The sequence below is a fragment of the Psychroserpens sp. genome, assembly GCF_036960315.1.
In the GTDB taxonomy this organism is placed as follows: domain Bacteria; phylum Bacteroidota; class Bacteroidia; order Flavobacteriales; family Flavobacteriaceae; genus Psychroserpens.
On sequence record NZ_JBALVR010000006.1, the window covers coordinates 186,242 to 198,553 of the forward strand.

Annotated in this window: 7 protein-coding genes; 3 read left to right on the forward strand and 4 right to left on the reverse strand. The window is 37.0% G+C overall.

Annotated features, from left to right (window positions below; translation table 11 throughout):
* Nucleotides 1–204 precede the first annotated feature (204 nt).
* Nucleotides 205–1,836 (forward strand): ABC-F family ATP-binding cassette domain-containing protein, encoded by a 1,632-nt coding sequence (locus V7719_RS11935; RefSeq protein ID WP_335730139.1) that lies wholly within the window; start codon nt 205–207, stop codon nt 1,834–1,836.
* A gap of 587 nt (nt 1,837–2,423) precedes the next feature.
* Nucleotides 2,424–4,376, forward strand: a complete 1,953-nt coding sequence (locus V7719_RS11940) for a YgiQ family radical SAM protein (protein WP_335730140.1) — start codon at nt 2,424–2,426, stop codon at nt 4,374–4,376.
* Nucleotides 4,377–4,534: 158 nt separating this feature from the next.
* On the opposite strand, the gene V7719_RS11945 is transcribed toward V7719_RS11940, so the two are convergent.
* The 3 genes from V7719_RS11945 to polA form a co-directional block, all read right to left on the reverse strand.
* Nucleotides 4,535–6,805 (reverse strand): aminotransferase class III-fold pyridoxal phosphate-dependent enzyme, encoded by a 2,271-nt coding sequence (locus tag V7719_RS11945; RefSeq protein WP_335730141.1) that lies wholly within the window; start codon nt 6,803–6,805, stop codon nt 4,535–4,537.
* Between the two features lie 90 nt (nt 6,806–6,895).
* The gene (locus V7719_RS11950; RefSeq protein ID WP_335730142.1) at nt 6,896–7,288 is read right to left on the reverse strand and encodes a (deoxy)nucleoside triphosphate pyrophosphohydrolase; all 393 of its coding nucleotides are present in this window, start codon (nt 7,286–7,288) and stop codon (nt 6,896–6,898) included.
* A 10-nt stretch (nt 7,289–7,298) separates the two neighbouring features.
* Nucleotides 7,299–10,160 (reverse strand): DNA polymerase I, encoded by a 2,862-nt coding sequence (gene polA / locus V7719_RS11955; RefSeq protein WP_335730143.1) that lies wholly within the window; start codon nt 10,158–10,160, stop codon nt 7,299–7,301.
* Between the two features lie 289 nt (nt 10,161–10,449).
* On the opposite strand from polA, the gene V7719_RS11960 reads away from it, so the two are divergent.
* Entirely contained in the window at nt 10,450–11,379 is a 930-nt protein-coding gene (locus V7719_RS11960) for an isoaspartyl peptidase/L-asparaginase family protein (protein ID WP_335730144.1), read from the forward strand.
* A 3-nt stretch (nt 11,380–11,382) separates the two neighbouring features.
* Here the strand turns inward: V7719_RS11960 and V7719_RS11965 are convergent, their stop codons facing one another.
* Nucleotides 11,383–12,246 (reverse strand): cyanophycinase, encoded by an 864-nt coding sequence (locus V7719_RS11965; RefSeq protein WP_335730145.1) that lies wholly within the window; start codon nt 12,244–12,246, stop codon nt 11,383–11,385.
* Nucleotides 12,247–12,312: the final 66 nt, after the last annotated feature.

Below are 12,312 nucleotides of genomic sequence, written 5' to 3' on the forward strand. Positions count from 1 at the left end.
TGGATTGGTTTAGTTGAAACTCAAAAAAAAATTCATGACTAAAATACGATAATTTTTAAGGTAAGTGACATATCGACTTGTACTTTAATAGCTTCGAAAATATCAACTTCTAAAGTTCTGTTTTTAAAACCAATTCAGATATTTTGCCATTTGTACCATTCTGTTTAGCACTTTCATTAGTTTTGCTGCTTTAAAATTTGAAAGATGATTTCAGTAGATAATTTAGCAGTAGAATTTAGTGGTCACTCCCTTTTTCGTGATGTATCATTTACGATTAATGCAGATGATAAAATCGCATTAATGGGAAAGAATGGTGCAGGAAAATCCACAATGATGAAAATTATTGCTGGTGTTCAGAAGGCGACTCGCGGAAACGTGAGAACACCTAAAGATGCTATTATTGCCTATTTGCCTCAGCATTTATTAACTGAAGATAATACAACCGTTTTTGATGAAGCCTCAAAAGCTTTTCGTCATGTATTTGCTATGCGTGATGAGATGGAAGGTCTTAACAAGCAGCTCGAAACCAGAACCGATTATGAGTCTGATGAGTACATGAGAATTATTGAACGTGTTTCAGATTTGGGTGAGACCTTTTATGCCTTAGAAGAGGTGAATTACGATGCCGAAGTTGAAAAGGCACTCAAAGGTTTAGGGTTTAAGCAAACTGATTTCACAAGACAAACCAATGAGTTTTCTGGCGGTTATCGTATGCGAATTGAACTCGCAAAGATTCTATTACAAAAACCAGATTTAATATTATTAGATGAGCCTACCAATCATATCGATATTGAATCGGTGATTTGGTTAGAAGATTTTTTGGTCAATAAAGCCAATGCAGTCGTCGTTATTTCGCATGATCGCGCCTTTATTGATAATATCACCAATCGGACTATTGAAGTAACGATGGGACGGATTTACGATTATAAAGCGAAGTATTCACATTACTTACAATTGCGAGAAGACCGTCGAACACATCAAATCAAAGCCTATCAAGAACAGCAAAAATTTATTGCTGATAATATGCAATTTATTGAGCGTTTTAAGGGGACATATTCAAAAACCAATCAAGTCACTTCTAGAGAGCGTATGCTAGAAAAATTGGAACCTATAGAGATCGATGATGTGGATACCTCTGCTTTAAAATTACGTTTTCCACCAACGCAACGTTCAGGTGATTATCCTGTAACTGTAAAAGAGGTGTCTAAATCCTATGGTGAACTTGTGGTGTTTAAAGATGCAAATATGTCTATTTCTAGAGGAGAGAAGGTGTGTTTTGTAGGACGAAATGGAGAAGGGAAATCGACGATGATCAAAGCCATTTTAGGCGAAATTGATGTCGACGGAACCTGTAGCTTAGGTCACAATGTGAAGGTGGGGTATTTTGCTCAAAACCAAGCAGCTTTGCTAGATGAAAGCCTCACTATTTTTCAAACTGTTGATGAGGTTGCTAAAGGTGATGTGCGAACACAAATTAAAAACATACTTGGTCGTTTTATGTTTAAAGGCGATGAAATTGATAAAAAGGTAAGTGTACTGTCTGGTGGAGAAAAAACCAGATTGGCTATGGTTAAGTTATTGCTTGATCCAGTGAACTTGCTCATTCTCGATGAGCCAACAAATCATCTTGATTTAAAATCTAAAGATGTCCTTAAGGAAGCACTCCAAAATTTTGATGGTACACTTATACTAGTCTCTCACGATCGTGATTTTCTACAAGGCCTTTCTAAAAAGGTATTTGAGTTTAAAGAACAACGTGTGATTGAACACTTTGAAACGATTGATGATTTCTTAGTTAGAAATCGTGTTGAAAGTTTGAAGGGTTTGGATTTGTAGCGGAAAAATGTTGATTTGTTGATGCGTTTAATTGTTTATGCATTGGCTTGCGTTAGGGATTACTCATTGATTTTAAATTATTGAAATCGTGAATGCAAAGCATTTGAGGCATTTGTTGAAGCTCTTTTTATGTTCATTTTGTCTTGAAACAAAACGAACCAAAAATTCAAGACCAAGCCAAGGAATTTTTCAGTTTAGAAAAAACTGAAAACCAATTTGAAAACTCCGTGTCGAACAAAGTTCTCCTGCTTTCGGAGCTTTTCTTCATCTATTCTTCGCCTTGGCGTTCAATTCCTTGAATTGATTTGGGTCATGAACTTCTGCTATGTTTTGTTCTTCCCAATGTTCCTTTTCATTTTTGCTAACTGCTAACTGCTAACTGCTAACTGCTAACTGCTAACTGCTAACTGCTAACTGCTAACTGCTAACTGCTAACTGCGTTAGCGATTGTAATGAAAAGCCCACAGCGAAACCAATTTTTATTGGGAGCGTGAGGACTTGCAACGGAAAGCGCGACCCTTGGGTAACGCCCAAAATAATGGACTAATGATGTGTAAGCACCTATTTTTGACTATTTTTGCAGTCTGATGGATGAATTAAGACTTTCAAGTTGGTTACCTACCACAAACAAAGAGGTTAAAATACGCGGTTGGGATGCGCTTGACGTTATCCTATTTAGTGGTGATGCTTATGTGGATCATCCTTCGTTTGGTCCTGCTGTAATTGGCCGTATTTTAGAAAGTTATGGATTGCGTGTAGCCATTGTTCCGCAACCTTGTGTTACTGATAATCTTCAAGATTTTGAAAAGCTTGGTGCGCCAAAATTATTTTTTGGAGTCACCGGAGGTTGTATGGATCCTATGCTTAGCAACTATAATGCTAATAAAAAGCGTAGAGATAAAGACGCCTATACGCCAAATGGAGATATTGGTTTTAGACCAGATTACGCAACAACTGTGTACTCGAATATTTTAAAAGAAAAATGGCCAGATACACCAATTTTAATTGGAGGTATTGAAGCGTCTTTACGTCGTGTTACCCATTATGATTTTTGGAGTGATACCCTAATGCCAACCATTTTAGAAAGTTCTAAAGCGGACATGTTAGTTTACGGTATGGGAGAGCAACCGCTTCGTGAAATTGTACGTTTGATGCAAAAAGGGGTTCCGTTTTCTAGTATTACAACGGTTAAACAAACAGCCGTGTTATTGAATGCCGATGCGAAAATTCCTAAAAATAGTAATTGGGAAGATGTTGAAATCGCCTCTCATGAAGTCTGTTTAAGTGACAAGAAAAAATATGCTTCTAACTTTAAGGTTATAGAACAAGAATCTAATAAGTTAGCCGCCAGACGTATTTTTCAGAAAGTTGGCGATAAGACCTTGATGATTAATCCGCCATGTCCTACCATGACGGAAGATGAAATTGATGCCTCTTTTGAGTTGCCTTATACAAGAATGCCACATCCAAAATATAATAAGCGTGGACCAATTCCTGCTTATGAAATGATTAAGTTTTCTATCAACATTCATAGAGGCTGTTTTGGAGGTTGTAGCTTTTGTACCATTTCTGCACATCAAGGAAAATTTATAGCCTCTCGAAGTCAGGAATCTGTATTACGTGAAGTCGATACCGTTGCCAATATGCCAGATTTTAAAGGTTACTTATCTGATATTGGTGGACCAAGTGCCAACATGTATAAAATGAAAGGGAAGGTACAGTCTATCTGCGACAAGTGTGTTGCGCCTAGTTGTATTTCGCCAGTCATATGCAGTAATTTAGATACGTCTCACAAGCCTTTAACAGATTTATATAAAGCAGTTGATAGTCATCCAAAAGTGAAGAAGTCTTTTATAGGTTCTGGTATTCGTCACGATATGTTGGTGCCAGAGTTTAATAAAAATGCGGATCCTAAAGAGTTAGACGATTATACAGAAGAAGTGATGACTAAGCATGTCTCTGGACGACTAAAAGTCGCACCAGAGCATACGAGTGATCCTGTGTTAAAACTGATGCGTAAACCATCGTTTAAATACTTTCATAAGTTTAAAGAACGTTTTGATAAGATTAATATCGCAAAAGGATTGAAGCTTCAATTGATACCATATTTTATTTCGAATCATCCTGCTTGCGAAGTTGAAGACATGGCAAACCTTGCTGCCGAAACGAAAGATATGGGTTTCCAGTTAGAGCAAGTACAAGGCTTTACACCAACGCCTATGACGGTTGCAACGGTAATTTATTATAGTGGTTATCATCCTTACACGCTTAAAAAAGTAAATACGCCTATTACACGACAAGAAAAAGATGAGCAACATCGTTTTTTCTTTTGGTATAAAGAAGAAAATAAAGCGTGGATTAAAAAGACCTTAAATAGATTAGGACGCGAAGATTTATTAAAAGTATTACTTCCCGAAAAAGACGAAAAGTGGCGTAAAAACAAACCGACTGGTGAGGCAAAGAACACCTATAATGATGCTATTCCTTTTAATCAACGGAAGGATAAGGCGAAGTTTCGGTCTAAGAAGAAGAGGAGGTAGATTACACCCCTAAAACCCCCTTGAGGATAGGCGAGAAACAAAATATTTTTTGTTTTGAAGGTTGCGAGCACAGCTCATGAGGGGTGTCCGAGTAGTCAGAAATATCAATGAAACTATAAACGACAACATTTCCAAGCATTCACCTTCCCGAAGACAACTTAAACCTCCTTTTCATAATACCCTTCCAACACAGATGCTATAGTATCCACCACGAGTTTCGCATTTTCTTTTGTGAAACACAAAGGCGGTTTTGTTTTAATCACACTATCATGTGGGCCATCTGTACTTATTAGAATAAATCGGTTTCGTAATTCGTTTTTAATATGATGGGCTAATTCGGTATTGGGTTCTATGGAGTTTTCTTTGACGATTTCTATGCCAATAAATAATCCAGAACCTCGAACATCACCAATACAAGAGTATTCTGCTTTTAGTTTTTTGAATAGTGATTGGTAATAATCACCAACAACTTTAGCATGTTGCTGTAACTGGCCAGCTTCAATGTCTTTTAAAACAGTTAATGCTATTTTGCAAGAGACTGGATTACCACCAAAAGAGCTAAAAAATTCAACACCTTTACTAAACGATTCAGCAATGGCTTTAGTCGTAACAAGAGCTCCCATGGGATGCCCATTGGCGATTGGTTTACCTAAAATCACTACATCTGGAACAACGTCTTGTGCTTCAAATCCCCAAAAATGATCGCCTAAACGTCCGAAACCTGTCTGCACTTCATCACTTATACAAATACCACCTTGGTTTCTAATCGCTGGATAAACGTCCTTTAAATACCCTTTTGCTAAAGGTACTTGTCCGCCACAACCAACAATCGGTTCGGTAATAAAAGCAGCAATTGGCGTGTCGCTATTTTCAATTTGTTGTATCGCAGCTTTAGCATAGGCTTTTCCAGCGGAGCCATCATTTGTCGTGTATTGACCTCTGTAGGTATCTGGAATTGCAGTTTCTATAATATGATTTTTCTGCCCTTGACCTTTCTTATTATTGTACTTATAATGACTAATATCAATAGACGTTTGCGTATTGCCATGATAGCCATGCTCCATGACCATAATGGTGTCGTGTTTTGTATGAGTATGTGCTAACCGAATTGCTAAATCACTCGCAGCACTTCCTGAATTCACAAAGAACACCGTATCTAATTCTTCTGGGAATTTCGACAATAAGGCTTCTGCGTATTCTGAGTAGGCATCAAATACATATCTGGTATTGGTGTTTAAGGTTGCCATTTGTTGCGAGGCTATCTTTGTGATTTCAGGATGCGCATGTCCAATATGCGGAATGTTATTATAAGCATCCAAAAACGTATTTCCATAGGCATCGTACATATATTGAAACGCAGCGCCTGTCATGTAAATAGGATAATCATAACTTAACGATAGTATAGGACTCGACACCTTATGACGCTTTGCTATGACATCGCTTATAGGTTTTGGTGTTTCACTCCGGAAATTGGCAGCCTTTAAGAACTCGCTTTTTGCATGTATAGGATTAATTTTTATCCAATGGTGCAGCATGCTCAATGCGTTTTTTTCACTACTGGAAGCATAACTATTTTTAGGATTTATTTTTTTGGAATGTGCCGCATTACATAAACTCGTGCACAAGCGTCCTGCAATCAAATAATACAGAATCTCTAATTCTTTTTCTTCCAAAGGAAGTACGTTGTGATAGCCTTTTATGACATGAATCGCCCATGGCAAAGGATCATCTTTATCATAACAGGCATAGGCTATGGCTATAGCAAGTTCATTAATTAATGGCGAATGTGCTAAATCGCCAAAATCGATGAGTCCAGAAACGGTATTGTTTTTAACTAAGGTATTCCATTCGTTAACATCGTTATGGATGATAGATTTTCGTAATTCAGGAAGTATAGGTGCCACGTGCAAGTCGAATTGCTGAAAGAAATAAGACACCAAGTGTCTATCGCTAGCGTCTTCAATTGCATATATGTATTTTTTATTTAGGCTTAGATATTGTAAATCCCATTCCCATACTCTTGCTTTTAAAACATAGTTATTTAGTTTTGAAAGCTGAAGATCTAGCTGTGCTGTAAACCTGCCTATAGATTCTATTAAATGAGGGGTATGTTTAATATCACCTAAAAAATCACCCTCTAAAAAAGTGAGTACTCTACAAATGGTTTTGGTATTGTTTATTTCTGCTATTTTAAGAAAGCTACCATCTTTAAAAGCAATAGGTTGTGGAAACGTGTTCTCGTTTTCTAACGCATTTAATACAGAATTCTCAGCTTCAATTAAAGCCATCATGTCTTCTGAATACTTGTATGTCTTAAAAATGAATTTAGCGCTATCGGTTTTTAGTAGATAATTTATGTTCTCGTAACCGTTGAGTTTTTTAAGTTCTAGGATTTCGAAATTAAACCAAGATTTGATGGTGTTTAGCATGTGGTGTGTTTTGCTGATGCTAAATTAGGGAATAATTTAATTAAGAACTGTATTTAAAAGAAATTGAGATAGACGAGTTGTACCATCAGATTAAATAGAAACTCCAACAAACTCATTTAAAATAGGCAAGTCTGCTTCAGCCCAATCTAAACCCATTAATTCTTTTTTGTCAGCTAATATGAAGTTGCAATGCTCTCTTAATTTCAATTCTCCAGAAAGATATTCGGCAGTAAAAGGAATTAATTGAATTTTGAAGTTTGGATACTCATGAACTACTGGAGTTAATCTTTTTTTTATTTCAATTTTTATGTTTAATTCTTCAAATATCTCTCTTTTAATACACTCAATTTCAGATTCTTCAGATTCTATTTTGCCACCTGCAAATTCCCACTTCAAAGGAAGCTTCATGGTTTCACTTCTTTGAACTGCTAAAATTTTATCATCAAAATGAATGATTGCACAAGTGACAGGAATTGTTTTCATCTAAATTACGTTAATGCGCCTCCAACCAATTATCACCAATATCCATTTCAACATCTAAAGGAACGTCTAGTATATAAGCATTTTCCATCTCGGTTTTGATGAGGGTTTTCATGGTCTCGAGTTCGGGTTTGTAGACATCAAAGACCAATTCATCATGTACTTGTAAGAGCATCTTCGTTTTAAAATCGCCTGCTTGCAATTTGTCATAAATATTAATCATGGCAACTTTAATGATATCTGCTGCACTCCCTTGAATAGGAGCATTCACTGCATTTCGTTCTGCAGCACCACGAACGATGGCATTACGAGAGTTGATGTCTTTTAAATAACGACGACGTCCTAAAACCGTTTGTACATAACCATTGTCTCGTGCAAAATCAACTTGCTCACTCATGTACGCGCGCAATTTTGGATAGGTTTCATAATAAGTGTCAATCAATTCTTTGGCTTCACCACGTGATAAGTCGGTTTGATTGCTCAATCCAAAAGCAGACACACCATAAATGATTCCGAAGTTGACCGTTTTAGCATTGCCACGTTGCTCACGAGTGACTTCAGTAAGTGGCACACCAAATACTTTAGAAGCGGTTGATGCGTGGATATCTTCACCATTTTTAAAGGCTTCAATCATGGTTTCCTCTTGACTTAAAGCGGCTATAATACGCAGTTCTATTTGCGAATAATCGGCAGCAAGCAAAGTGTACTCTTCATTTCTTGGTACAAAGGCTTTTCTAACCTGGCGACCACGTTCGGTACGAATAGGAATGTTCTGTAAATTCGGATTATTACTACTCAGTCGTCCAGTTGCTGCAACAGTTTGCATATAATCGGTATGTACGCGACCAGTAATGTCTTCCACCTGAAGCGGTAAAGCATCGACATAGGTGCTTTTTAGTTTTGCTAGTCCGCGATATTCTAAAATATCACGAATAATCTCATGCTCTTTCGCTAAATACGATAAGATGTCTTCACCAGTAGCATATTGTCCGGTTTTGGTCTTTTTCGGCTTATCAACTAATTTTAATTTTTCAAATAAAATGATCCCTAATTGCTTTGGCGATGCGATATTGAATTCCTCGCCTGCAGCTTCATAGATCGCTTTTTCAAGATCTTCGATGTCAGTATTGAGTTGTTCAGAAAGCGAATTTAAAAAGTCTTTATCGAGATTAATACCTTCCAATTCCATAGCCGCTAACACACGCAATAACGGAAGTTCAATCTCATCAAATAGCTTTTTAGTATTGGCATCCCTCAGTTCTTTTTCGAAATGCTCTTTGAGCTGTAAAGTGATATCAGCATCTTCAACAGCGTACTCCGTTTGTTTTTCCAACGGAACGTCACGCATCGACAACTGGTTCTTTCCTTTTTTACCAATGAGCTCTACAATAGAAATTGGTGTATAATTGAGATAGGTTTCCGCCAACACATCCATATTATGACGCATATCCGGATTAATCAAATAATGTGCTAACATGGTGTCAAAGAGTTTGCCTTTGACCTCTATATTGTATTTTGCTAAGACCTTGATATCGTACTTTAAATTCTGACCAATCTTTTCAATGTTTTTATTTTCAAAAAACGGACGAAAGACTTCGATAAGTTCTTGGGCTTCCGTTTTGTCCTCTGGAAATGGTACATAATAACCTTTCCCTGTTTCCCATGAAAAGGCGATACCAACGAGTTCGGCTGTTAATGGATTGAGTCCAGTGGTTTCTGTGTCAAAACATACTGACGTTTGATTCATTAGGTTTTTGACAAACAGTTTGGTTGCCATTCCTGAAGCGATACTTTGATAGAAATGTGATGTATTTTCAGCAGTTTTTCTAGTGTGTTCTGAGACCGTTTCAGTTGCTTCTGTAGTATCTCCTCCAAACAATGAAAATTGTCCTGCACCAGCAGATTTCTGTTCTATAGGTGTCGGTTTAGACTTCTCTTCTGTAGGTTTAGCATTAGATGCTTGAGTTGTTTCAGTTTTAGGCGCAGTCGCTTCCGCAGAAAATGTTTTATTAAAATTGTCAATTAAACGTCTGAATTCTAATTCTTGAAAAATTTCTGTGACTTTAGGAATATCAGGTTGCTCTAATTCAAAATCATCAAAATTAAATTCTACAGGAACATCCAACATAATGGTAGCCAGTTTCTTTGAGAGAATTCCGAGCTCACCATTAGCCTCAATCTTTTCTTTCATTTTGCCTTTGAGCTCATGGGTATTTGCTAACAAATTTTCCATGCTTCCATAAGCTGCTAAAAATTTCTTAGCTGTTTTTTCTCCAACGCCTGGAAGTCCGGGAATATTATCAGAAGCATCTCCCATCATTCCTAAAAAATCAATGACTTGTAATGGATCTGTGACTTCAAATTTCTTCTGTACTTCTGGAATTCCCCAAGTTTCATATCCACCTCCAAACATAGGTCTGTACATGAAGATATTTTCAGAAACGAGTTGCGCAAAATCCTTATCAGGTGTGACCATAAAGGTTTTGTAGCCTTCTTTTTCTGCTTTTTTCGCTAAGGTTCCGATCACATCATCGGCTTCATAACCTTCTTTTACCATGATTGGAATGTGCATGGCTTTTAATATTTCGAGGATATAGGGAACAGCCGTCTTAATACCTTCTGGTGTTGCATCCCGATTGGCTTTATATTCCTGATACATTTCTACACGATCTGCACTTCCGCCTTTATCAAAACAAACCGCTAAATGATCTGGTCGCTCGCGTTTGATGACATCCAACAAGGAGTTCATAAAGCCCATAATGGCTGACGTATCTTCACCTTTAGAATTAATTCTAGGGTTTTTTATAAAAGCGTAATACCCACGGAAAATAAGTGCGTAAGCATCAACAAGAAATAGTCGTTTTTGGTCTGACATGTTATATCATTATTTATTTAAGTAAAGCTTCGTAAAAAGCTCTTTTTTCATTTCTACATTAAAATAAAAATATACCGTAACTATGGCTATGCTATATTTTTCTTTTTCGTATAAGCTGAAAAAATCATCATTTTGCTTGTCCGCTAACCTAAACAAAAAATGATATTGAGTGATTTTTTGAAGTCTATAAAGCTACGAAAAGTTATGCGTTTATATGGAACAAATTGAACTACAATTTGTAAATTTCCGACCTGTATGCCGAGCGAGGCATAAGTAAAAAAATGATAGAATGAAAAATTTTTCGATTGCGATTCACGGCGGCGCTGGAACTTTAGTCAAAGGGATGATGACTCCCGAATTGGAAGCTAGATATAAACACGATTTAAAAGCAGCTTTAGATGCAGGTTATAATCTTTTGAAAGAAGGTAAAACTGCTGTAGATGCTGTAGAACTTGCTGTTAAAACTCTAGAAGATTCTCCATTATTTAATGCGGGAAAAGGGTCTGTATTTACAGCAACCGAATCTCACGAAATGGATGCTTGTATTATGGAAGGTAAAACCTTAAATGCTGGTGCTGTAAGTTTGATTACTGGAATTAAAAACCCAGTGAGTTTAGCTCGTGATGTGATGGAAAAAAGTGAACATGTGTTTTTAGCAGGTGAAGGTGCGATGCAGTTTGCTAACGAACTCGATTATAAATTAGAGGATGCAACGTATTTCTATGATGAGTTTAGACATAAACAATGGTTGGAAATAAAGGATACGGATAGTTTTCAGTTGGATCATTCTACAAAAAAAGATTCGAAGTTTGGAACTGTTGGGGCAGTCGCTTGTGATCAAGATGGCAATATCGCAGCAGCAACATCTACAGGAGGAATGACCAATAAAAAATGGGGACGCGTTGGTGATTCACCAATGGTTGGTTCTGGAAATTATGCCAATAATAAGACCTGTGCGATTTCATGTACTGGAAGTGGTGAGTTTTTTATTCGAGGTGTCGTCGCTTATGATGTGGCCTGTTTAATGGAACATAAAGGAATGAGTCTGAAAGCCGCTTCCGAAGAAGTGATTCATAAACGTATTCTTGAGATAGGTGGAGATGGCGGTTTAATTGCTGTTGATTCAAAAGGAAATATAGCAATGCCCTTTAATACCGAAGGAATGTATCGCGCGAGTAAAACTTCCGAAGGGAATGAAGACATCGCTATTTATAAATAAGCTTTAGATGAAAGGGGCTTCTATTGGAAGAACCGACACTTTTCTGTTTTTAATATTGTATTGATCTCCATTTGAAAGCACATGAACAGTAAGATTTGCCATGGTCATAGGTGTACCTTCTTGGAGTATTTTTTCATTGTTGTGCGTTAATTTGCTTCCGTCAAAAACAATGACCATTCCAGAGCCAATAACTGTACAATCATTACCGTTTTTGATAATAAGACCTGTGTCTTCTGCAAGTCCGAAACCAACTAAATCAGGGTGTTTAGCAATGGCTTCACTTTGTCTGCCAAAACGCCCACGTTTGATAAAGTGGGTATCGATAATCAAACTTGGAATTAAGCTTAATCCTCTATACATAGCAACGGCTCCTTTTATAAATGATTCGGCAGCACTTCCGCCAGCAATCATTTCGTTAGACATAGCCATAGCTCCTGCACTTGTACCAGCAATTACAAAACCTTCGTTGTTTTTGTAGCGTTCTACTAGAATATCATGAATTGTTGTACCACCAATTTTATCAGTAATTTTAGATTGATTACCACCAGAAAACATGATACAATCTGCAGATTTGATAAGCGAAATCGATTCTTGTTTTTCAGAATCCTCTTTGCTTCTAATATCCAATACCGTTACATCGTTACATCCTAATGTTTTGAAAGCCGATAGGTAGCTATCCCCGACCTCCTTAGGAATACTAGACGCTGTAGGGATGACAACAATTTTTGAATTTACACCGCCAGCTTCTTTGACAACATGATATAAAATACCTTCGTCAATAAACTCTAAGGTGTGCATTTCATTGTCTTCTAGGCCTTTATCTTCATTTCCTCCAATAGGAATAAGTGTTCCTTTAATCTTCTGCATAAAATCTGTCCTGTAGTTTGAATATTGGGCAAAAATAAACTAATTTTTCTTTTGAAAAATGTTATA